At 57.3% G+C, this 21,159-nt stretch carries 21 protein-coding genes; 10 read left to right on the top strand and 11 right to left on the bottom strand.

Annotation, left to right across the window (positions count from 1 at the left end; genetic code table 11):
• Nucleotides 1-113: 113 nt before the first annotated feature.
• Nucleotides 114-767: a Pr6Pr family membrane protein gene (locus ACX5K5_RS01215; RefSeq protein ID WP_442346785.1), complete on the bottom strand. Its 654-nt coding sequence runs from the start codon at nt 765-767 to the stop codon at nt 114-116.
• A 177-nt stretch (nt 768-944) separates the two neighbouring features.
• On the opposite strand from ACX5K5_RS01215, the gene ACX5K5_RS01210 reads away from it, so the two are divergent.
• Nucleotides 945-1,742 (top strand): MerR family transcriptional regulator, encoded by a 798-nt coding sequence (locus ACX5K5_RS01210; RefSeq protein ID WP_443449803.1) that lies wholly within the window; start codon nt 945-947, stop codon nt 1,740-1,742.
• Here ACX5K5_RS01210 and ACX5K5_RS01205 read toward each other — a convergent pair.
• A complete protein-coding gene (locus ACX5K5_RS01205) occupies nt 1,739-2,974 on the bottom strand; it encodes an ROK family transcriptional regulator (RefSeq protein WP_346060178.1) in 1,236 nt (411 codons plus the stop codon). The two genes, ACX5K5_RS01210 and ACX5K5_RS01205, sit on opposite strands and share 4 nt — an antisense overlap.
• Before the next feature lie 130 nt (nt 2,975-3,104).
• Here ACX5K5_RS01205 and xylA point away from each other — a divergent pair, with 130 nt between their 5' ends.
• From xylA to ACX5K5_RS01190, 3 genes are read left to right on the top strand one after another with little or no spacing between them, the layout of a single operon-like run.
• Entirely contained in the window at nt 3,105-4,292 is a 1,188-nt protein-coding gene (gene xylA, locus ACX5K5_RS01200) for a xylose isomerase (protein ID WP_096256281.1), read from the top strand.
• A gap of 39 nt (nt 4,293-4,331) precedes the next feature.
• On the top strand, nt 4,332-5,759 hold the full coding sequence (xylB, locus tag ACX5K5_RS01195; RefSeq protein ID WP_459174886.1) for a xylulokinase: 1,428 nt from the start codon (nt 4,332-4,334) through the stop codon (nt 5,757-5,759).
• A gap of 9 nt (nt 5,760-5,768) precedes the next feature.
• A complete protein-coding gene (locus ACX5K5_RS01190; protein ID WP_443449801.1) occupies nt 5,769-7,037 on the top strand; it encodes an FAD-binding protein in 1,269 nt (422 codons plus the stop codon).
• Between the two features lie 69 nt (nt 7,038-7,106).
• Here the strand turns inward: ACX5K5_RS01190 and ACX5K5_RS01185 are convergent, their stop codons facing one another.
• Nucleotides 7,107-7,712: a response regulator transcription factor gene (locus ACX5K5_RS01185; RefSeq protein WP_096256284.1), complete on the bottom strand. Its 606-nt coding sequence runs from the start codon at nt 7,710-7,712 to the stop codon at nt 7,107-7,109.
• Nucleotides 7,712-8,962, bottom strand: coding sequence for a sensor histidine kinase (locus ACX5K5_RS01180; RefSeq protein ID WP_382411590.1), 1,251 nt, complete (start codon nt 8,960-8,962; stop codon nt 7,712-7,714). Before ACX5K5_RS01180 ends, ACX5K5_RS01185 begins: the two co-directional genes overlap by 1 nt.
• 122 nt (nt 8,963-9,084) lie before the next feature.
• Between ACX5K5_RS01180 and ACX5K5_RS01175 the strand changes: the two genes are divergently transcribed.
• Nucleotides 9,085-9,648: a small multidrug efflux protein gene (locus ACX5K5_RS01175; protein WP_096256285.1), complete on the top strand. Its 564-nt coding sequence runs from the start codon at nt 9,085-9,087 to the stop codon at nt 9,646-9,648.
• A 61-nt stretch (nt 9,649-9,709) separates the two neighbouring features.
• Nucleotides 9,710-10,249, top strand: a complete 540-nt coding sequence (locus ACX5K5_RS01170) for a TetR family transcriptional regulator (RefSeq protein ID WP_096256286.1) — start codon at nt 9,710-9,712, stop codon at nt 10,247-10,249.
• 15 nt (nt 10,250-10,264) lie between these two features.
• Here ACX5K5_RS01170 and ACX5K5_RS01165 read toward each other — a convergent pair whose 3' ends face one another.
• The 3 genes from ACX5K5_RS01165 to kynU form a co-directional block, all read right to left on the bottom strand.
• Nucleotides 10,265-10,888, bottom strand: coding sequence for a thymidine kinase (locus ACX5K5_RS01165; RefSeq protein WP_096256307.1), 624 nt, complete (start codon nt 10,886-10,888; stop codon nt 10,265-10,267).
• 111 nt (nt 10,889-10,999) lie between these two features.
• Nucleotides 11,000-12,379 (bottom strand): amino acid permease, encoded by a 1,380-nt coding sequence (locus ACX5K5_RS01160; protein ID WP_096256287.1) that lies wholly within the window; start codon nt 12,377-12,379, stop codon nt 11,000-11,002.
• Between the two features lie 124 nt (nt 12,380-12,503).
• Nucleotides 12,504-13,784, bottom strand: coding sequence for a kynureninase (gene kynU, locus ACX5K5_RS01155; RefSeq protein ID WP_459174885.1), 1,281 nt, complete (start codon nt 13,782-13,784; stop codon nt 12,504-12,506).
• Between the two features lie 105 nt (nt 13,785-13,889).
• On the opposite strand from kynU, the gene ACX5K5_RS01150 reads away from it, so the two are divergent.
• A complete protein-coding gene (locus tag ACX5K5_RS01150) occupies nt 13,890-14,375 on the top strand; it encodes an Lrp/AsnC family transcriptional regulator (RefSeq protein ID WP_229677147.1) in 486 nt (161 codons plus the stop codon).
• On the opposite strand, the gene ACX5K5_RS01145 is transcribed toward ACX5K5_RS01150, so the two are convergent.
• From ACX5K5_RS01145 to ACX5K5_RS01130, 4 genes are read right to left on the bottom strand one after another with little or no spacing between them, the layout of a single operon-like run.
• Nucleotides 14,372-15,469: an ABC transporter ATP-binding protein gene (locus ACX5K5_RS01145; protein WP_096256290.1), complete on the bottom strand. Its 1,098-nt coding sequence runs from the start codon at nt 15,467-15,469 to the stop codon at nt 14,372-14,374. The two genes, ACX5K5_RS01150 and ACX5K5_RS01145, sit on opposite strands and share 4 nt — an antisense overlap.
• Nucleotides 15,459-16,295, bottom strand: coding sequence for an ABC transporter permease (locus tag ACX5K5_RS01140; protein ID WP_096256291.1), 837 nt, complete (start codon nt 16,293-16,295; stop codon nt 15,459-15,461). The genes ACX5K5_RS01145 and ACX5K5_RS01140 overlap by 11 nt, the downstream gene beginning before the upstream one ends.
• On the bottom strand, nt 16,292-17,185 hold the full coding sequence (locus ACX5K5_RS01135) for an ABC transporter permease (RefSeq protein ID WP_240520530.1): 894 nt from the start codon (nt 17,183-17,185) through the stop codon (nt 16,292-16,294). The genes ACX5K5_RS01140 and ACX5K5_RS01135 overlap by 4 nt, the downstream gene beginning before the upstream one ends.
• Before the next feature lie 3 nt (nt 17,186-17,188).
• Entirely contained in the window at nt 17,189-18,316 is a 1,128-nt protein-coding gene (locus ACX5K5_RS01130; protein ID WP_459174884.1) for an ABC transporter substrate-binding protein, read from the bottom strand.
• Nucleotides 18,317-18,493: 177 nt separating this feature from the next.
• Between ACX5K5_RS01130 and ACX5K5_RS01125 the strand changes: the two genes are divergently transcribed.
• The 3 genes from ACX5K5_RS01125 to ACX5K5_RS01115 are packed head-to-tail and all read left to right on the top strand — an operon-like array spanning nt 18,494 to nt 21,124.
• The gene (locus ACX5K5_RS01125; RefSeq protein WP_459174883.1) at nt 18,494-19,027 is read left to right on the top strand and encodes a hypothetical protein; all 534 of its coding nucleotides are present in this window, start codon (nt 18,494-18,496) and stop codon (nt 19,025-19,027) included.
• Nucleotides 19,014-20,459 (top strand): sensor histidine kinase, encoded by a 1,446-nt coding sequence (locus tag ACX5K5_RS01120; protein WP_229677149.1) that lies wholly within the window; start codon nt 19,014-19,016, stop codon nt 20,457-20,459. The genes ACX5K5_RS01125 and ACX5K5_RS01120 overlap by 14 nt, the downstream gene beginning before the upstream one ends.
• Nucleotides 20,456-21,124 (top strand): response regulator transcription factor, encoded by a 669-nt coding sequence (locus ACX5K5_RS01115; RefSeq protein ID WP_459174882.1) that lies wholly within the window; start codon nt 20,456-20,458, stop codon nt 21,122-21,124. Before ACX5K5_RS01120 ends, ACX5K5_RS01115 begins: the two co-directional genes overlap by 4 nt.
• The last annotated feature ends 35 nt before the right edge of the window (nt 21,125-21,159 follow it).

Genomic DNA, 21,159 nt, shown 5'->3' with positions numbered 1-21,159 from the left:
CACGCCGTCCCGGCACGGTGCCGGGCAAAAAATATGCCCCTGTACTTCTCACTTGGCCCAAAGGGCGCAATGTAAGAGTTAGGGGCTCTTACGACCAAAGTTTACCGAAACGATTAGTGAATCTCGAGTTGCACGTCACGGTGTCGCCCACGCAGGCCATAAGCGACAACCAGAAACGCTATTCCGGCGAAGACCACGGCAATGGAAACAACGTACAGGGCAATGACTCGGTATCCCTGATCCGGATTGAGGAACGGGTACGGAACCCATCCATCGGACGCTCCGCGAACCAGCACGACTCCGGTCCAGAGCATTGGATAAATCAGCAGCAGCGGCACCGCCCGGTAAGACAAAAAAGTACGGTCCCTGGCCAAGAGCCAATCGGCCAGAACTAGCAGTGGCCCAAAAATATGCATAACCCAGTTCGCCCATGGAAGGGGCACCCCTCCTGCAGCGCCTAAGGGGGCCAGCAAGGTGATGTAGATCAGTCCGACGACAACCATGCATACGCTCGCCAAAGCACGCAGGCCCACAACCCAGCGAGGCGTCGAAGCACCTTTGGCAAGGCCCAGCAACCCTGCGATGAGCCCGACAATGACCACCACCAGATTCGACTGGATGGTGAAGTAGCCAAAGAAATTCAGCGGTAGCACCGGGCCCCGTGAGGCAGTGTCGGCGTAGGTCGCCACGATAGCGCTTAGGGTGACCAGTGCCCACAGTATTCGAGCCAGGTTGAGATAGCGCATGGTGATTTGAGGGGTCTTCACCCTCAAAGACTATAACCAGCGGCTACCGCATCCAATGGTTTATTCGTAGCGGCCCGGAGATTCCTGAACATTGCCGGTCATCAAAAACCGCCCAGGAGAACCCTCACAATGCAATAATTGTCCCAAAATCAGTCAAGAACTTGACTCTGACACAGTGTGAGAGCGGAGAACTAAAGCATGTTATCCATCGGGGCGTTTGCACAGATCGGTCAGGTAACCCACCGCATGCTGCGGCATTGGGACACCGCCGGCCTGCTCAGACCCGCCCATGTAGACCCGTTCAGCAACTACCGCTCCTATGACCCCTCCCAGCTTCAGCGCTTGCATCAGATTGTTGCGCTGCGTGATTTGGGATTCGGGCTCGAAGAAATTTCTTTGATCTTGGATCAGGGAGCAAGCGCAGGAAAAATAGCCGAACTTCTACACATTCGCCAGGCTCAGGTTGAGGCCGAGCACCATCTAGCCACGCAGCGCTTGGCCGATGTGCAGCGGCGTCTGCAACTGATCTCCAAGGAGAAGCTCATGTCACGCATTGAAATCATCCACAAGCCACTGCCCGCGGTGCGCTTGGCAGCAGGCCGCTTCACGGTGGCCGAGCAACCTGAAATCGCCGGTCGAGTCGGCCCGCTCTTCGACAAAATCGCGCAATCCCTTCACGGCCAAAGCCTTTCCACGCCGATTGCGCAGTACAACGGAACCGAGGATGGAGTAGAGGTCATTGCTGGATACGCCACGAGCGCTCCGAGCCTGACCGGTGTCGAGATCGTCGAGCTTCCTGCTGTGCCCGAGGCCATCTGCGGGGTGCACCTCGGAGCCATGGACAGCATCCATGAAAGCTGGCAGGCCGTGCACGAAGAAGTCTTGGCCCGCGGCTTGGTTCCGACCGGTCCGTGCCGCGAAGTCTACGTGCGTGCTGTGTCCGAAGACCAAGGCGATTGGGTGACCGAACTGCAGCAGCCGGTCAGCGTAGCTTAGCCAACCAGCTGGTGCGGTGATTCTAGTAAATCACCCACCACGCTGTGCGCGGCACCGATCAGGGCCCCGGTCTGCCCCAGCGGAGAAAATCTCAGCTTTGCTTGGCCGGCAATGCTTGGTGCATAGGTTCTGAGGCTGCTCGTCGTAGCCGGCAGTAGCCACCGCTCTAGCGCGGCGAAATGCCCGCCGAAGACCACGGTGGATACGTTGAATAGGCGCATCGCCGATGCCACGGCAACCCCCAGTGACTTACCGGCGTCTGCCACGGCAATGTTGGCCGGCTCCTGCCCGGATTCCAACGCTTGGTAGAGACGCTCAATGCGCTGCTGACGCGAGACGCCACGGGCAGCCACCCCAAGGTTTGCCGCGGTCAGGATGGCTTCCTGTCCGGCAACCGTTTCTAGGCATCCGCGGCCACCGCAGCTGCATGACTTGCCTTCTGGTTGGACCACCACGTGTCCCAGCTCGCCGGCATGGCCCTGCGGGCCGGCAAAGAGTTCGGCATCGATAATCAGACCGCCGCCAATGCCCACCTCGCCGGAGACGAAGAGGAAATCGCGTTCGGCTGGTTCCATCAGCTGTTGCTGGGCCAGCGCCGAGGCGTTGGCCTCGTTAAAGAGGCGGAAGCGGGTCTTCGTTTCGCTCAGTAGTTTTCGGACGTCCAAGGTTTGAGCTTCCCAGCCAAGGTTTGGCGCCTGGAGCACAGTGTAGCTCTTCTCATCGACCAGACCTGGCACTGCGAGCCCACCGCCAAGGATCTTCAGATCCTGGGCCTCGGCCGCCTGCTGCATTTGGCTGCTTAGCTCACTCAGTGCATCGATGACTTGTTCAGCGTTAACCGCACGGTTCAAGCGCGGAACAATCTGGTGTGTCAGCAGTTTTCCAGATAAATCTACTAGCCCGGCGGAGATGTAGTCGACGTTGATTTCCATGCCGATCACACAGCGTGCGGGGTTTAATATCAGGCCCACCGAGGGCCGTCCACGTTCTCCGTCTCGGTGCACTCCGATTTCAATGATCAATCCGCTTTCCAGCAGGTCAGCGACCAGACTGGAGACTGAGGCCTTGGTGAGTTTACTGCGCGTTGCAATGTCCGCACGAGAGAGTCGATGCTCGCTGTGGGCACCGGCAATGACCGCTAAAACCCTTGCCAGGTTCGCCTTGCGCACATCCCCCACATTTCCGGGCGCATTCGAAGGTGCAGGCTGGGCTTCAGCCGTTGTTCTGCGCATGCCTGCTCCTTAGAAAATCTTGGCCGGCTTGTTGCCGTTTCCTATTGACTCTAACTCATCGCTAACCATATAGTTCAGGATATAAACTAAATAGTGAAAGCCACACTCTCTCGATCCAAGGATGTATCTAATGACTCTCCAACCAACCGCCGCCGACCGCTTCACTTTTGGTCTGTGGACCGTGGGATGGACCGGCGCCGATCCATTCGGTGTCGCCACCCGCAAGAACCTGGATCCAATCGAAGCCGTCCACCGGCTCGCCGAATTCGGCGCCTACGGCGTCACCTTCCACGACAATGACCTGATTCCTTTTGACGCCACCGCTTCCCAGCGCGAGCAAATCTTGACCGACTTCCGTGCAGCGCTAAAGGAAACCGGCCTGAAGGTCCCCATGGTGACCACCAACCTGTTCAGCCACCCGGTATTCAAGGACGGCGGATTCACCTCGAACGACCGCTCGATCCGCCGTTTCGCGCTGGCCAAGGTGTTGCACAACATTGATCTGGCTGCAGAGATGGGCGCCGAGACCTTCGTCATGTGGGGCGGCCGTGAAGGTTCCGAGTACGACGGTTCCAAGGACCTGGCTGCGGCACTGGATCGTATGCGCGAAGGCGTAGACACCACTGCTAGCTACATCAAGGAAAAGGGCTACAACATGCGTCTCGCGTTGGAGCCAAAGCCAAACGAACCACGCGGCGACATCTTCTTGCCAACCGTCGGTCACGGCCTGGCCTTCATCGAAAAGCTGGAACACGGCGACATCGTTGGGCTTAACCCTGAGACCGGCCACGAGCAGATGGCTGGCCTGAACTTCACCCACGGCATCGCTCAGGCACTCTGGGCAGGCAAACTGTTCCACATTGACCTCAACGGCCAGCGTGGCATCAAGTACGACCAGGACCTGGTCTTCGGTCACGGCGATCTGACCAGCGCATTCTTCACCGTTGACCTGCTGGAAAATGGCTTCCCAACCGGTGGCCCGAAGTACGACGGCCCGCGCCACTTCGACTACAAGCCATCACGCACCGACGGCTACGACGGCGTGTGGGACTCGGCGAAGGCCAATATGTCCATGTACCTGATGCTCAAGGAACGTACCCAGGCCTTCCGCGCAGACCCAGAAGTCCAGGAAGCTATGAAGCTCTCCGGCGTCTTCGAGTTGGGCGAGAGCACCCTGAACGCTGGCGAAACCGCGGCGCAGCTGATGAGCGACGCAGCAAGCTTCGCTGACTTCGACGCCAATGCGGCCGCGCAGCGTAACTTCGCGTTCATCCGCCTGAACCAGCTGGCTATCGAGCACCTGCTCAACGCCCGCTAAATCACTCACCCCACCCACCGCAGAAAGCAGCCGAAAATAATGACGCTCGTTGCCGGCATCGACTCGTCCACTCAATCATGCAAGGTGGTCATTCGCGACGCCGCAACGGGCGCTCTAATCCGCTCTGGACGCGCCTCACACCCCGAGGGCACCGAAATTGACCCGGAGTTCTGGTTCAGCGCACTGCAAGAAGCGATCGCTCAGGCCGGTGGCCTGGACGACGTGGAGGCGGTCTCGGTGGGTGGGCAACAGCATGGCATGGTGGTACTCGATGAGTCTGCCACCGTGATCCGTCCTGCGCTGCTGTGGAATGATACCCGCAGCGCGCAGGCGGCTATCAACATCATTAATGACGCGGGCCAGGGCGATGTGGAAGCGGGCGCCAAATACTGGGCGCAGCGCACCGGCACCGTTCCGGTCTCCTCCATCACGCTGACCAAGTTGCGCTGGCTGAAGGATCACGAACCAGAAAATGCGGCGAAGGTCGCCGCCGTCTGTCTGCCACATGATTGGCTGTCCTGGCGTCTGGCCGGTTACGGTCCGGGTAGCGGAGCCGAAGGTCTGGCCGCCCTGCGCACCGACCGTTCGGATGCCTCGGGCACCGGTTACTACCGTGCCGCCGAAAACACTTATGACCAACAAGCGCTAGAGCAGCATCTGGGCCACGCCCCAATCCTGCCTAGCGTTGTGGGACCACTAGATTCCATCGGCCGCACCGAGACAGGCACCCTTATCGGCCCGGGCGCTGGCGATAACGCCGCCGCTGGACTGGGCGTCGGCGCCAAGCTAGGAGACGTAGTCATGTCGCTGGGCACCTCCGGTACGGTGTTCGCCGTGACCGATGCTCCGTCGGCAGATGCCTCCGGGCTGGTGGCCGGCTTCGCCGATGCCACCGGAAACTACCTACCTTTGGTATGCACGCTCAATGCCACCCGCATCTTCGATGCCACCGCCAACCTATTGCAGGTGACTCTGGAAGAAGTCAACGACCTGGCCCTAGCCGCCAGCCCTGGGGCGGACGGGCTAACCTTGCTGCCGTACTTTGACGGCGAGCGCACCCCCAACCTGCCAGAGGCCACAGGTTCCTTGCACGGAATTACCCGCGCCAACTACACCGCGGCCAACTTGGCCCGCAGTGCCGTGGAGGCAGTGATCTGCTCACTGGCCGACGGCCTGCATGCTTTAGAAGCCCAGGGGGTGCGCGCACAGCGCATCATCCTGATCGGTGGTGGCGCGCAGTCCCGAGCCGTGCAGCAGATCGCTTCGCAGGTCCTAGGATTGCCCATCATGGTTCCGACCCCGGGCGAATATGTGGCAGATGGCGCTGCGCGCCAGGCCGCCGGTGTACTGGCCGGAGCATTCCCGAAGTGGACTCAGGACACCGTCCAGGTAGCGGCGTTAGAACCAACACCGCAGGTACTTGAACGCTACCGCGCACTGGTTTCCAGCCAGTGGCTGAATAAGTAAGGACTAACTGTGCAGTTACGTGAGAAGGAACGGAACTGGGCAGGGAATCTTGCATACGGGGCCAAGGAACTGCTCTACCCCACCAGCATCGAACAGTTGCGGGAGCACGTGCATGTAGCAAAATCTGTGAAGGTTTTGGGCTCGCGTCATTCTTTTAATGACATCGTCGATACCGGGGAGCTGATGATTTCTCTGGCCAAGATGCCAGCAGAGATCAAAATTGATCCGCAGGCAATGTCCGTGCGAGTCAGTGCCGGCATCACCTATGGCGCGCTGGCCGACGTGTTGCAGGAAGCAGGTTTCGCCCTGCATAATCTCGCCTCACTGCCACATATCTCGGTGGCTGGCGCGGTGTCTACCGGCACCCACGGTTCCGGAGAAACCCACGGTAACCTCGCGACCGCCGTCAGCGCAGTAGAACTGGTACTGGCCGATGGTTCGCTGATGACCGTGCAGCGTGGCGACGAAGATTTCAATGGCATGGTTGTCGGATTAGGTGCGCTGGGCGTATTGACCCACCTCACCTTGGATATCCTGCCAGCCTTCGAAGTGCAACAGACCGTCTTTGAGGATTTGTCATGGGACAAGGTCCTCAACGACTTCGATGCCGTCCAGGCTTCGGCCTATAGCGTCAGCCTGTTCACCGATTGGAGCGGGGACCATGTAGGACAGACCTGGCTCAAGCGACGCGTGGGTGATGCACTGGTTGACGATATTGATCAAGGCAAATTTGATGGCCTGCCGGCAATTGCTGCAGTGCACCCGCTGCCTGGAGCCGATGGGGCGATCTGCAGCATCCAGTTGGGTGAGACAGGGCCTTGGTCGGACCGACTAGCCCATTTCCGCATGGATTTTATGCCCAGTGCCGGTGATGAACTACAGAGCGAATATTTGGTTCCGCGCGAACACGCGGTGGCAGCCATACAAACAATTCGTAAGCTCTCACCGGTCATCACGCCCCTACTGCTGATCTCCGAGGTGCGTACCATTGCCGCCGATGAGCTCTGGCTCAGTGGAAACTACGACCGTGATGGCATCGCCCTGCACTTTACCTGGAAGCCGCAACAGAAAGCTGTCGAGGCGATCCTTCCGCAGATCGAAGAAGCCCTGGCGTCGTTTGCTGCTCGACCGCACTGGGGCAAGCTCTTTGCTGCCCAAGTTTCCGAGCTCGGCAGCCTGTATCCGAAGTTTAATAACTTCATTGCGCTGGCTGACCGGCTAGATCCTGCGGGCAAGTTCCGCAACGAATACCTGCGTCGTACGGTGTTCGGAACCTAAGCGCACGCTGGTCTTGCCCGGCTCTTGAAAGTGGTCATGTGGCGCTGGGCAGGCTCACCGGTTTTTGCTTTAGATCCATCCACGTTCTTCGGCGAGCAACACCGCTTGTTGGCGGGTAGCAACGTTCAACTTGGCCAGAATTGCGGAGATGTAATTGCGTACGGTTCCGGGGGCAAGGCTCAGCGAGCGAGCGATTTGGCTTGTGGATTCACCACGTCTCCCCGCGCGCAATACGTCCAGTTCCCGCTCGGTCAGCGGGCTTCGTTCATCACTGAGCGCATCGGCGGCAATCTCGGGGTCTACGTAGCGTGCCCCCGCCATGACACGGCGGATAACCTCGGCTATCTCGTTGGCGCTTCGCGACTTTGGCAAGAACCCACTAACCCCGGAAGCCAGAGCCCTGCGCAACACTCCGGGGCGGGCATGCCTGGTCACCACAACACAGCGTGTGGCGGTCAGCGTGGTGCGCAGCCGGTCGGCCACCTGAACACCGTCAAGTTCTGGCATCTCCAAATCAAGCAGACAGATATCTGGCTTTAGTTTCTCTGCCATGACAACAGCTTGCGCACCGTCGGCGCATTCGGCAACCACCTCGATGTCGTCCTCTAAAGACAACAGGGCCGCCACCGCCGAACGAATCATTACTTCGTCATCTGCGATTAAAACTCGGATCATTATTGTTCTTCCTTAGAGTTCAAAGCTGGCACCAGCACCACGATCGAGAACTCATGTTTTCCACGGTGTACCTGAACCGAACCATTAGCCTCGGCCACACGGCGGCCGATCCCTTGTAAACCGGACCCCTCAACGTTGCCTGCAGTCTCGGCGGCCCGATCATTAGTGATCTCGTAGCGCCACTGTTCTGCCTCACGTTGTAATGACAGGTGCGCGCGTTTCCCGGCGCCGTGACGCAGTACGTTAGTTGTTGTTTCGCGAATGATCGGTCCGAGAGTGGCAGCGGGCGCCAGGTTCGCCTCGGCAGACACCGTGGCGTTAACCGAGGTGCCGGCGGCGCGGAGTAGATCAACCGCATTATCAATCTCGTCGCGCAGCGGAACACCACGGAAGCGCATGGCCAGATCTCGGGTGCCCTGCTGGGCTTCGGCGACACTGGACCTGGCCAGCCGCAGCTGCTTCAGCGCCGCTTCCGGGTCACGCGCCAGCAGCCGTTCGGAGAGTTCGAGCTGTAACGCGATCACCTGAAGGTGATGTCCTTGTAAATCATGAACATCGGTGGCAACCCGCAGTCGCTCTTGGGTGGCCCCTAACCGTGATTCCGCCGCCCTGGCGCGGTCAAGCGTGGCCAGCACGTCCCACCACCATAGCGAGCTGGCGGTCATGGCAGGCAGCAAAATGGACAGGAATCCCAGGGTCCACCAACTTTCGCCGCTCCCCCCTTCAACGGAAGTCACCGCTCTCAGGTCGATGAACCACAGTCCGCCTAGCAGCACCAGCGCCACGATCACTAGACGCAGGCGCACCCCGCGAGGCCAGTTGAGCAGCATCAGAGATTGCACGAGAGGCACCGCGCCAACCACCCAGAGCCCGCTGAGCAGGCCCGCCGTGAGCGCAAAGGCCACGGAAATAATCAGCGGAAGAAGCATGGCGCGCCACTGCGCAGCGGCTCCGGCCGTTTCATCTCGACGCCGGTACTGCACCATCAGCGGCACGGTGGCGGCGCACCACACCACTCCTCCGATAGCCATGATTACGACGGAGGATGGGCTCTTACCCAGGTTGGCTTGCGCCCCGATCCATAGGGATACGACCATGAGCTGAAATACCAGCAAGCCTGCCACCGTGTACCACCAGGTGACGGTGATTCCCGTTCTCAGCCTGCGCGAACCAATCGATCCGGGGCCGAAGTTCTCCGTCGAATCGGCAGGTAAAGGAGCACTCATTTCTTCAGTATACGGGGATGACATTTGTCATTACCTAAACATGCAAAGCTCCCTGTCACAAGTGACATTTAGGCACTTACCGTGACGCTGAAAACGCGATGAAATTGTATTACACACACATCCAACAACTCACGACAGGAACAATAATGAACCTCATCGAATCCTTCCAGGACCTCATCTCCCAAGTCCCAGAACTCGCACAGCCACTGATCGTCGCCCTCGCCGGCGCAGTTCCCTTCATCGAAGGCGAAGGTGCGGCAACCATCGGCATTCTTGGCGGAATTAACCCGGTGGCCGCCGCCATAGCCGCCATCATCGGCAACTTCATCTGTGTGGCGTTGCTTGTGCTACTGGGTTCCGGTGCCCGCACCGCACTGGTCAACCGCAAACGAGCCAAAGAACCTATCGCAGTAAATGGTGCCAACCGCACCGAAGACGCACAGCTCCGCGGAAGTATTGCGCCGGTAGCCGCGGACAGCGAACGCAAAGCCAACCGCCGCATGAAATTCCAGCGCGCATTCGAACGCTACGGCGTGCCAGGGGTGAGCTTGCTCGGCCCACTGCTACTACCCACGCACTTCACCGCCACCATGCTCGCTGCCGCCGGCATCAACAAGGCACGCATCCTCATCTGGCAGGCAGTCGCAATCGTCGGCTGGACCGCCGTGCTGTCCATCTTTGTGGCCAGCGTCGTCAACGTCGCAGCCTAGGAAAACCCGGCAAGGTCAGCGCGCATGGGTAGTCGGTGACACTACGTCTAGACTAGAAGGCATGGCATTAACTCAGCTGACCGTCGTGGATACCGCGGTCGATATCCTGCAACAGTTTGGGTTAGCTGACCTCTCCATGCGGCGTTTAGCCAAAGAACTCGAAGTTCAGGTTGGCGCGCTGTACTGGCATGTAAAGAACAAACAAGAGCTACTGGCTGCCGTTGCCGCAAAATTATTGAACACCGAGCAGCTACGTGTCATCCCAGAAAATTTTGCAACACCCGCCGACGCTGTTTTGCAGCTATGCCGCAAGTTGTACTTGGCTCTGCTTCCCATCCAGGACAGCCCAGAGGTGATCGAAGTAGCCAGCGCATTGCAAGTTGAGCAGCTCAACCCGGTTCTGCAGCTACGCGACTTGCTTCACTCTGCAGGTTTGTCCACAGAGGATGCCCGTTTTGGTCAGCAGCTACTGCTCAACCACATTTTAGGTTCGGTGGCCTACCGTCAAAACCTTGTGCAGTTGGACGTTGATGCACCACAAAGTGACGGTTTTGATTGGGGACTGCAGCGCGCAGTTTCTGGTCTTTTCTCACGCGACTAACCCCACTAGAAGAACCTAGCTCAGTCGCCCGCCGGAGACCTCTAGGTAGCACGAGGCACACAGAGACTCGTACCAGACGTCTTCCCCGTCGATAGCCACCTGGTCGCCGTCAAAAACAACCTGGTCCCCCACCCGGCGTGTGTTAAACATTGCCTTGCGTCCGCAACGGCAAATGGTTTTTAGCTCTTCCAAGGAGTGCGCAAGCTCCATTAGTCGCGCGGAGCCCGGGAAAGCATGGGTTCTAAAGTCCGTGCGGATTCCGTAGGCAAGGACCGGAACATTGTCCAGCACGGCAATGCGCAGCAGGTCATCAACCTGCTCTCGGGTCAAGAACTGCGCCTCGTCGACTAGCAGGCAAGCGACCGGGGGTGAATCAACGTGGGTGAGAAGGGCTTCGGGGTCCTCGCCGGAAGCTATCGCAGCGAACTGCTGACGCACATCGCCTTGTGGGCTAATCACGAAGTCAACCTCGCGTTCAAGCCCTAACCGGGAAACTATCGAGGCCTCCCCCTTGGTGTCGACGCCGGGCTTGGCCAACAAGATCCGCTGGCCGCGTTCCTCATAGTTGAAGGCAGCCTGCAATAAGCTCGTTGATTTGCCCGAGTTCATTGCCCCGTATCGGAAATACAGCTTGGCCACCATTGCTCCTCGAAGGTTGCTGTGCCTGCTATCTAGCAAGCCCTTTATGATCTTAGTGCCCGCAACAGAATTCTCCAGTGAACTGGCTCCGCGGGCCACGACTTGCCCAGGCTAGGCCGAAGGTTGCTTCTTGCCGGCAAAGACCAGCTTGTAGAGCACCGACATGACGATGACGAACGGCACTCCGAAGATCAACGTGTACTTGAATTCCGGTACGACGAACGAGGTCACCAGCAGTCCTGCCAGTAATACCGCACCAAATAGTGAGGCGGCCGGGTATCCGGGGAGTTTGTATTCCAAGACAACCTGCTCTCTGTGCACCTTGCGGCGGAAAGCCACATGGGTCACCAAGATCATGAACCAGGTAGCCAAGGCACCAAAGGTAGCCAGTGACATCATGATGCCAAATCCACCCTCTGGAACCATGGCGTAGACCAGTGCAGCCACGGCAATTCCGCCAGCAGACATCCACACCGCGTGGATCGGGGCACCGTTGCTGCTGGTTTTATGGGCTAGGCGTGGTGCATGACCGGAGTCAGCCAATGAGTGCAACATGCGAGTAGCGGCGTAGAGCTGCGCGTTCATCGCCGACAGTGCGGCAATGATCAGCACGAAGTTCAGCACCGAGTCGGCAAAAGGAATTCCAACCTGGGACATCACGGTGACAAACGGAGAACCACCGGAAATGAGTTCACTGGTGGGCGCCACCGCGAGGATCAACGCCATGGTGAATACGTAGAAGAGCAGTAGGCGCAGGAAGGAAACTTTGAAGGCCTTGCGCACCGCAATTTTTGGGTTGCGGGCCTCGGCCGCGGCAATCGAGATAGCTTCGATGCCCATGTAGGAGAAGATCGCCACGATCACCGCACTCCACATACCGGAGAGCCCATTGGCGAAGAAGCCGCCCTCGGCGGTGTAGTTCTGGAAGCCGAACTGGTCATTAGAATCATGGAAGACCAACCACAGAGCAATGATGATGAAAGCGACCACGGCGAAGACCTTGATCGCGGAGAACCAGTATTCGGTGGTGCCGAAGGTTTTCACGCTGGCGAAGTTCACCGCAAGCAACACTACGGAAAAGAGGATCACCCAGAGCAGTCCGGGAATTTCGGGGAACCAGTACTGCATGTATTCACCCACGGCGCTGACCTCGGTACCCACCGCGAAGATTAGCGCGGACCAGTAAAGGTATTTCGTCAGGTACCCGGCGAACCGTCCCAGGTAGCGTTCGGCATAGACTCCGAAGGATCCAGCCACCGGCTGCTTAACCGTCATTTCGGCGAGAGCACCCATGACCAGCAGCGCTACGACTCCACCAATCAAGTAGCTGACGATCACCGATGGGCCGGCCATGGAGATGGCCAATTTGCTGCCGGCAAACAGTCCCGTGCCGATCGCGCTACCCAGGGCGATCATCGACATCTGGGCCGGTGTTAATGACTTCTTTAGACCCGACCCGGAATCAGTGACGTGTACCGGTTGCTTGCCCAACGATGCTCCCTTAGACCTATGCGAACAGCGCGACATTGATGGATGCCACGCTGTTATTAAGGGTACGCTGGCGTAAAATCGCTGGATTCTCGGGTCGCTGACCCAAAGGTCAGTGAATTTTGCGCTATGTCACGGCATTTCGTACGGTAAACTCCTCGCGCTGCCATGCCCCAGTGTGCAGAACTTCACGCAGGATCTCTACCGCATCCCAGATATCGGTGCGACTCAGGTAGAGCGGCGTAACCCCAAAACGCAAAACTGCAGGCTCTCGATAGTCACCGATGACCCCTCGGGAAATGAGCGCAGCGATAATTTCATAGCCGTTGGGATGGCTGAAACTGACGTGGCTCCCGCGGCGAGCATGATCCCGTGGGGTGATCAGTTCCAGCCCGTACCCGGCACAGCGGGTTTCAACAAGTTCGATAAATAAGTCCGTCAGTTCTAGCGAGTTCGCCCGGACCTTGTCCATTTCCGCTTCAACACTGATATCTAGACCAACCTCAATCATGGCCATTGAGGTCACCGGCTGGGTGCCGCACATGAAGCGACGCACGTCATTGGCTGGCGTGTAACTCTCCGCCATTGCGAATGGCGCCTGGTGGGACCACCAGCCGGACAGTGGCTGCCAAAAACGTTCGTGATGGCGCGCGTTGACCCAAATGAATGCCGGCGATCCGGGGCCACCGTTGAGGTATTTATAGGTGCAACCTACCGCGTAGTCAGCGTTTGCGGCGTTCAGCGCAACGGGCACTGCACCGGCAGCATGTGCCAGATCCCAAATCGCCAACCCGCCGGCCTGGTGAACCGCCTCGGTAATAGCAGCCATATCCCACATGGCGCCGGTTCGATAGTTCACGTGCGACAGGGACACGAGCGCGGTGTCGTCTCCTAAGGCTGCAAGCAGCTCGGTTTCGCTATCAATCAGTTTCACTTCGTAGCTGACGCCAGTTTCAGCGCCGACAGAGTTGAGCAGGTCTGCCAGTCCCTCTGCGATGTAAATGTCTGTGGGGAAGTTGTCGCGTTCGGTGATCAGCACCCGGCGGTCTGGGCCATCAACCTGCTGAATGCGAAGTGCCGAGGCTAAAGCCTTAAAGAGGTTAAGGCTGGTGGTGTCGGTAACCACGGTTTCACCCGGATTTGCGCCGAGTAGCTGGGCCAGCTTGTCGCCTAAACGCGTAGGAAGTTCAAACCAACCGGCATCGTTCCACGAGCGGATTAGGCCTTGGCCCCATTGCTGGGTGACGACTTGCGCGGCACGCTCTGCGGCTCCATGCGGTAACGCTCCGAGAGAGTTTCCATCCAGGTAGATGACGCCTTCGGGGAGTTGAAAGCGCTCATGGAACCGGATCAGCGGATCGTTGGCATCTAGCTGCGCTAGGGAAGCTCGGCTCAGTTCAGTTTGCACGGTTTCTCAGTTCTTCTAGGAATACTTCTTATCTCTTATCGTAGAATCAGTGACGAAATACTTCGATTGATTTCGAAGAATAGCCAAGAAATGAGAAATATTTTCGTGAAAAGTTCACTTTGGTCGGTCCAGGGCGAAGCCGTACCGCATCCTATTCGCGTCGATGAGATCGATTTGGCGATTCTTTCCGAACTTCGAACCGACGCCCGCATTGCCAATAATGTGCTCGCGGCCAAGATTGGTCTGGCGCCTTCGACCTGTTTGGGTCGAGTCAAGGCGTTGCACCGCGCCGGGGTCATCCGCGGATACACCGCGCTTATCGACGAAAAGCTTCTCGGTGTCACCGTCAATGCCATGATCTCTGTGGTGGTTGCTCCGGCGGCACGTGACCGGCTACTTGCCTCAGCACGGACCCTGCAAGAGCTAACGGAAGTCAAAGATGTTTTTGTGCTCGGCGGTACACCGGATCTCTTGGTGCGAGTTGCCGCCCGCAGCATTGATGACCTGCGCACCTTCGTGGCGACGCATCTTGGCGCCAACCGAGCTTTTTCTTCCACGCAGACGGCAATCATCTTTGAGCATTTAAGCTAAGCACCCACCGCGACAGGGACCGGTAGCACGCTAACGACCACCCGATCACCGGGTAAAAACTCTTCAGAAGCTTCGTGCTGTACTGCAATTTCGGATTTTGGGGCCGTGAGGCGCACCAGGGTGCGCCGAAGGGATCCAAGGAATCCTGAAGAAATCACCACACCGTCCAATGCTGGTCCGATATTTTCACCGGCACGGAGAATTCGCAAATGTTCGGGACGTACAAAGGCGGTGACCGCTTGCCCGACCTTTGCATTCCCCATCTTGGCAACCGGAATACTCTGCCCGTGGACCAGCACGTGCTGGTCATCTTCAATTAGACCCGGAAGTTTGTTTGAAATTCCCACAAAGTCAGCCACAAAGGCGGAGACGGGGTGGCGGTAAATCTCTTGAGGGGTGTCGAATTGCTCAATTCTTCCCTGATTCATCACCGCCACACGGTCCGAGATCGCGAGTGCTTCTTCCTGATCGTGAGTCACGAATACCGTGGTGATGCCCAGATCGGTGACGATTGCGCGAATTTGTTCACGAAGTCGCACCCGCACTTTAGCGTCCAACGCGGACAGCGGTTCGTCCAGCAATAGCGCGCGCGGTCGGGTAACCAGCGCACGAGCTAGAGCCACACGCTGTTGTTGACCTCCAGAAAGCTGCGCGGCAAAGCGATCGTCAAAACCGCTCAGCCCCACAAGTTCCAGGGATTCTGCCACTCGCTGTCGGCGAACGGACGCCGAAATCTTGCGCATCCGTAAACCAAACTCCACATTCTTCTGTACTGTCATGTGCGGAAATAGAGAGTAGGCCTGAAAAACCATCCCAATATCGCGTTTGTTGACCGGAATTCCCGAAACGTCCTGCCCATCAATGAGTACACTGCCCGAAGTGACGTCTTCAAGGCCAGCCAAACAGCGCAACGCAGTGGTTTTCCCACAACCCGAAGGCCCTAGGAGACAAACTAGTTCACCGGGTTTCAAGCTCAGGTCCACCGAGTGTAGAACCGTTGCCTGCCCGTAATCCTTGCGAACTTGCAACAGCGCAATACCACTGGGAGCTGCCGGCGTGGGAGTTGGACTCGGAACAGCGAAACTATGCGACATAAGATTTTTCCTTGGCTGAAGGCGTGCGTACTTTACTGTTCCGGATTCTGGAGCCGGCTCCAGAAACTGTAGCGAGCAAAACGAACATGATGATCAATGACAACAGTGAAACGAGCACGGCGATGAACGGGTTCGTTTGAGAGATCTGGAGCAACCCCGTCTGAAAGGTCATCCGGCTAAGCAACGAAGACACCGTAAATTCGCCCATCACGATCGCAATCGTCAATAGTGAGGCCGAAAGTAGACCACGGCGTAGCCCCGGAATAAGTACTCTGGTGAACACCGCAAACCAAGTTGCTCCTAAAGACCTCGCAGCCTCGCTTAGTACCCGTGCGTCCATTCCCTGCAGATCTGCCATGATCGCCCGATAGGTGAAGGGCAACACCAAAACACCATAGGCAAGAAACAGCGTCCATTCCCCAGAACCTAAACTTTTGCCTAACAGCCGATAAATCGGCGCAAAGCCCACAACTAATGCAATCGCCGGAATGGCGATGGGTAGCACCGTGAGCAGATCAAGGATTCGTTCAAACTTTGGGAAGCGAAGATGAACCCAGATAATAGTTGGGGCAAAAACTCCAAGCACTAACACCAACGTGAGCCCACTGAGCACCGCTGAATTGCTCAGCCCGTTGGCTAGCACACGATACTGACGGCTATCGCCGATTTCTCCCAACGCAAGCCAGTGCTCAAAGCTATAGCCTCCACCCGGTGAGCGCAGCGTAAATTCGGTCATGGCAAACAGCGGAATCAAAAAGATCAGGGTGACGCCCCAGAGAATCACGCGACGCAGCCATTTCTGCGGTGGAGTTGCTACACGACTCATTGTTGCCACCTTGCCGCTCGTTTCATCAACGCGCTGTAAAGCACCATCGCAACCGCCATGACGACGATCATGCCCAAAGCCAGCACACCGGCAGAATTTGCGTTCGAGGCGCCGGTTTCACCAATCAAGGCTGCCCTGATCTGCAATGGCACAATTTGTGCACCCTGGCTGATCAGCGCTGCAGCTGTGGCATACGAGGAGAAAGAATTCGCAAACAAGAGCAACAGGGCACCCAAGAACGAGGGCGCAAGCACCGGGAAGCCGATGTGCCGCCAGTATTGGAATTTATTGGCACCCAAGGTGGCGCTCGCCTCCACCCATTGCGGACGAAGCCGTTCAATAGCTGGAAAGAAGGTAATGACCATCAAAGGAATCTGGAAGTACAGGTACGGACCAATCAGGCCCGGCAGCTGATATAACCAGACACCGTTGGCATAAATATCAAAGTTCAACGTTTCCTGCATCCACAGGCGAAGAATGCTTTGCGCACCCATGGTCGCAATGAATGCGAATGCAAGCATCACACCGCCAAACTGGGCCAGTACCGAGGAAGCGGCGTCCACCATCCGGCGTACCGCACTGTCCTGATTCACCCCGGTTAGCGCCCAGCACACCAGTGCCCCGGCCACTGCGCCAACCACAGCGGTTAGTGCGCTGAGCCCGGCCGAGGCCCCGAAGGTGTCCCAGACGGCAGGGTTTGAATACACCGAGAAGTTGGCGAGCGTAAATTTTCCTTGCCCGTCTCTAAACCCGCTACCCACCGCCAAGACCGTGGGTAACCCGAGGAACGCGAGGATGTAGACGCTGAACGGGGCCAGCCCCAGCCATGCGAATTTTCGTTTCAGTGAGAACCATTGCTCCTTGGATCCATGAATTTTTCTGTTTGGCAACGACTACTTTGTCAGCGCCGACCAGCGCTCGGTCAGCAATTTATTTGCAGCGTCGGTGTCATCCACGGTTGGGGTGATCCAATCAGCGGAAGTTGTGCCGAAGGTTGCACCATCAAGCAGAGCCTGGTCAACGGCGCCCGATTCCTTCAGCGCATCCACACGCACAGGAACCGAATTGCCCTCGAGGAACAACTGCTGGGCTTCGTCCGAGAAAATCCATTCCTGCCACAGTCGCGCAGCGGCTGGATGCGGGGCATCATTGCTGATCGCCTCGTTGTAAAAGGAGACGTAAGCAGCTCCGGGGACGATAGTGGTCTTAAAATCAGACTTCCCTGAGGCAGCTGCGATGTTGTTGAAGGACCAGTCGAAGACAACCGGGGTTTCACCCGACGCGATGGTGGCCGGGGTTGGGTCAACGGTGAGGAAGTTTCCTGCATCCTTCAACTTCTGCATCCAGTCAATACCCGCTCCAAAGTCTGCAACGCTTCCACCTGAGAGTGCCGAGATATTACCCACGGCAGCGAATGCCGCGCCAGCTTGGGTAGGGTCACCGTTCAGGGCCACGGCCCCGCGGTACATTTCGCCAAGCAGGTCATCAAGCTTCTTTGGCTCTTCGATGCGTGAGGAGTCATAGCCAACGGACATAATGCCCGTGTAGTTATTCACCCAAAGCCCTTCGGTGTCTTTATTGCCTTCAGGAATCGAGTCCCAGGTTTCGACCTTGTATGGGGCAAACTTATCGGTATTCGCCAAAGCCACAGCGGCACCCAGATCAAAAACGTCCGGGGCGGTGTCTTGACCGGCCTGGTTTTCGGCTGCCTGAATTTCCTCGGCAGAAGAAGCATTCGGGTTGGCCGAGTTGACGGTGATGTCGTATTTGTCTTCAAATCCGGTGATGATTGCCCCGTAGTTCGCCCAATCTTCAGGTAGAGCGATGACGTTGAGCTCTCCTTCTTCTTGAGCTGCGGAAACAAGGGCATCGAGCCCACCAAAGTCGGCGGCACTGGTCGCGGTGCTCGCATCAACGCCGTTGCCCGCTACAGCGGTTGCCGGTGGTTCAGCAGAGCAGGCGGCGAGCGTTGCAGATAAAGAAAGCACTACCGACGCTGAAAGCAATGAACGAAACTTCATAAGAATGGATCTCCTCAAGAGACGCACTTGTTTTAGGTGCGCGATTACTAGCAAAAGTTGGACAGATTTGCCCGGAAACCTTGATACAAGTTGACCGTAGCCATCGAACCTTGCTATTCAGAGTGCCCATGTTGAACTACCTGCTACGAGAAGGTAACGAGGAGAAAAACAATCCGAATGGATGAACCTTCAAGTTCAGCGAGGCGAGTCGCTAATGCCGAACTTGCAACGCGCGCCGGTTCTCATCTTCGTCTCATTTGCCTCGGACACAATGGTGGTATGGGTTTGGAAACGTTGCGTCGTATCGCACTTCTGGTCATTGTGATCGTGGTGGTGCTCTTGGGAATTCTCGGCATCCGGCAGGTCGTCGCGGATCCTTCGGATAAAGACTTAGGAAACGGCTTCATCATCCAGGACACGCACCCCTCTCCTTCGGGCGGTGGGCCAGGTATCCCCTCACCATCACCCACCCCCTCGACAACCCGGTCGGACAAACCCTCAAAAACTTCGATACCAACTCAAAGCCCGAAAACTAGTGCGCCTCCGGTGAAAAAATCGCCTACGGCCAAGCCGAGCAAGGCCCCTACGGTCAAACCAAAACCGAGCAAAAAACCAGTCGTCCCACTGCCACCATCGGCAAACAGCTACGATGACGATGACGATGACGATGACGATGACGATGATGACCTAGAGGGCGATGATGACGACTAAACGCTCATGGTCCATCCGTGCGCGGGTGCTCACCGGAATGCTGCTGGTTGTGGGACTGGCGTTGCTCTGCGCGGGGGCCGCCAGTTTCGCGGTTCAACGTCATGAATTGAACGAGCGAATCGATGACTCGTTATCACGCACCGTGCAGGAATTTGGGGTGCTCACCGAAACCGGGGTGGATCCTCGAACGCTGAAACGCTTTGAAAAAGCCGAAGATCTGCTCTACACCGCCATGCAACGCACGTTGCCATCCCGGCATCAAGGCATGCTGGGACTAGCCGATGGTGACGTCCGCTGGACCGCACCCGAAGTAGTGGAATTACGGCTCGAAGATGACCCTGAATTTCTCCAGTGGGCGCAACAGAGCAAAACAGATAGCCATATCCACCTAGGCACCGTCACCACCGAAATCACTACCTATCGGGCGGTGGTAGTTCCCGTGCAGCTTCCGGAAGACCCCAAATCGAGCGCCTTCGTCCTCGCCTATGATTATCACGCCGAGGCACGCGCCAATGACCGTAATATCTCGATATTTACGGCCGTAGGGTTCCTCGTCATGGCGCTGGCGGCGGGCGCCTCTTGGTTGGTCGTCAACCGGACACTGGAACCGATCCGACGACTGCAAACCACCGCACACCAGATCTCGGAAAGTGACCTGTCTCGGCGTATTGAAGTCACCGGAAACGATGAATTCGCCGAGTTGACGGTGACCATCAATGAGATGCTCGACCGTTTAGAAGACTCGCTCAAGTCACAACGACAGCTACTGGACGATGTTGGACATGAGCTACGTACACCGGTAACCATCGTCAGTGGACATCTTGAACTAATGGATGAAAATGATCCAGAAGACGTCACGCAGAGCAAAGACATTGCCTTGGACGAGATGAGTCGCATGTCCCTACTCATTAACGACTTAGTAATGCTCGCTAAATCAAACCGGACTGACTTCATCCAGCCAGCACCCACGGAAGTGGGCGCTCTACTAGATGAGATTTTGGACAAAGCCCGTGGCTTAGGTGACCGGCACTGGCGCATAGATTACCGCTGCGAATCTACCGTCACCCTCGACCAGACCCGCATTACCCAGGCGATGTTACAGCTCTGCGCTAACGCCATGAAGTTTTCCTCCGCTGGCACTCGCATCGGTTTGGGCAACGAAATACTGAGAGACGGACACGGTGAGACGTTGTTGCGTTGGTGGGTCTCGGATAACGGCGTAGGAATCCAGCCCGAAGATATCGAACGAATCTTTGAGCGCTTTGGGCGTGGAAAGAACTCGGTGCGCTCGGACGGTTCCGGTCTGGGGTTAAACATTGTTTCGGCCATAGCCACGGCCCATGGCGGTAGCGTCTGGGTAGATGCTGAGCCGGGGAAGGGCTCCACCTTCTATATCGATATCCCACTGACAAAACGAGGTACCGAAGTATGAGTCGTATCCTGATCATTGAAGATGAGCCACGTATTAGTTCATTTGTTGCCAAAGGCCTGCGCGCAGCGGGACTGACTTCTGCTGTGGCCGGTACCGGCCGTGACGGATTTGATTTGGCCCTCAAAGGCGACTTTGAGCTGATCATCTTGGATCTTGGGCTACCTGATGAAGACGGTTTCTCGGTGCTCCGACGAATGCGTGCGGCACATATTGATTCCCCAGTCATTATTTTGACCGCGCGAGGCAGCGTGGAAGACACCGTCACCGGACTGCAAAATGGCGCCGATGACTATATGGCCAAGCCTTTCCATTTTGACGAATTACTAGCCCGCGTGAGGTTACGTCTGCGCACAGAAGATAATGCGAGCGAAACCTCGGTGCTCAGTCACGAGGATCTCGAAATGGATTTGTTGCGACGCCGGGTACTCGTGGCAGGAAAGGAAATTGAACTCTCAGCCCGCGAATTTGTGCTGGCCGAAGCCTTCCTGCGCAACCCAGGCCAGGTGCTCAGCCGCGAACAACTGCTCTCCAGAGTGTGGGGTTACGACTTTGATCCTGGCTCAAATGTGGTGGACGTGTATGTGCGCTACCTACGAAACAAACTTGGCGGGGAACGCTTCGAAACCGTTCGAGGTGTGGGCTACCGCCTAGCTAGCGCGCGTTAAACAAGCATTTCCCCGAGATATTCTCGGGGAAATGC

It is taken from the genome of Glutamicibacter bergerei (assembly GCF_054495185.1).
Note: the sequence above shows the minus strand (reverse complement) of the source record. Positions and strands in the feature narration are given on the sequence as shown.

What these genes read in the sequence shown, in the direction of transcription:
- ACX5K5_RS01125 (WP_459174883.1), top strand. Translation starts at nt 18,494, where the DNA reads ATGGATGAACCTTCAAGTTCAGCGAGGCGAGTCGCTAATGCCGAACTT.
- ACX5K5_RS01170 (WP_096256286.1), top strand. Translation starts at nt 9,710, where the DNA reads ATGGCATTAACTCAGCTGACCGTCGTGGATACCGCGGTCGATATCCTG.
- ACX5K5_RS01180 (WP_382411590.1), bottom strand. Translation starts at nt 8,962, where the DNA reads ATGTCATCCCCGTATACTGAAGAAATGAGTGCTCCTTTACCTGCCGAT.
- ACX5K5_RS01185 (WP_096256284.1), bottom strand. Translation starts at nt 7,712, where the DNA reads ATGATCCGAGTTTTAATCGCAGATGACGAAGTAATGATTCGTTCGGCG.
- ACX5K5_RS01175 (WP_096256285.1), top strand. Translation starts at nt 9,085, where the DNA reads ATGAACCTCATCGAATCCTTCCAGGACCTCATCTCCCAAGTCCCAGAA.
- ACX5K5_RS01205 (WP_346060178.1), bottom strand. Translation starts at nt 2,974, where the DNA reads ATGCGCAGAACAACGGCTGAAGCCCAGCCTGCACCTTCGAATGCGCCC.
- ACX5K5_RS01115 (WP_459174882.1), top strand. Translation starts at nt 20,456, where the DNA reads ATGAGTCGTATCCTGATCATTGAAGATGAGCCACGTATTAGTTCATTT.
- xylA (WP_096256281.1), top strand. Translation starts at nt 3,105, where the DNA reads ATGACTCTCCAACCAACCGCCGCCGACCGCTTCACTTTTGGTCTGTGG.
- ACX5K5_RS01130 (WP_459174884.1), bottom strand. Translation starts at nt 18,316, where the DNA reads ATGAAGTTTCGTTCATTGCTTTCAGCGTCGGTAGTGCTTTCTTTATCT.
- ACX5K5_RS01140 (WP_096256291.1), bottom strand. Translation starts at nt 16,295, where the DNA reads ATGAGTCGTGTAGCAACTCCACCGCAGAAATGGCTGCGTCGCGTGATT.
- xylB (WP_459174886.1), top strand. Translation starts at nt 4,332, where the DNA reads ATGACGCTCGTTGCCGGCATCGACTCGTCCACTCAATCATGCAAGGTG.
- ACX5K5_RS01210 (WP_443449803.1), top strand. Translation starts at nt 945, where the DNA reads ATGTTATCCATCGGGGCGTTTGCACAGATCGGTCAGGTAACCCACCGC.
- ACX5K5_RS01145 (WP_096256290.1), bottom strand. Translation starts at nt 15,469, where the DNA reads ATGTCGCATAGTTTCGCTGTTCCGAGTCCAACTCCCACGCCGGCAGCT.
- ACX5K5_RS01120 (WP_229677149.1), top strand. Translation starts at nt 19,014, where the DNA reads ATGATGACGACTAAACGCTCATGGTCCATCCGTGCGCGGGTGCTCACC.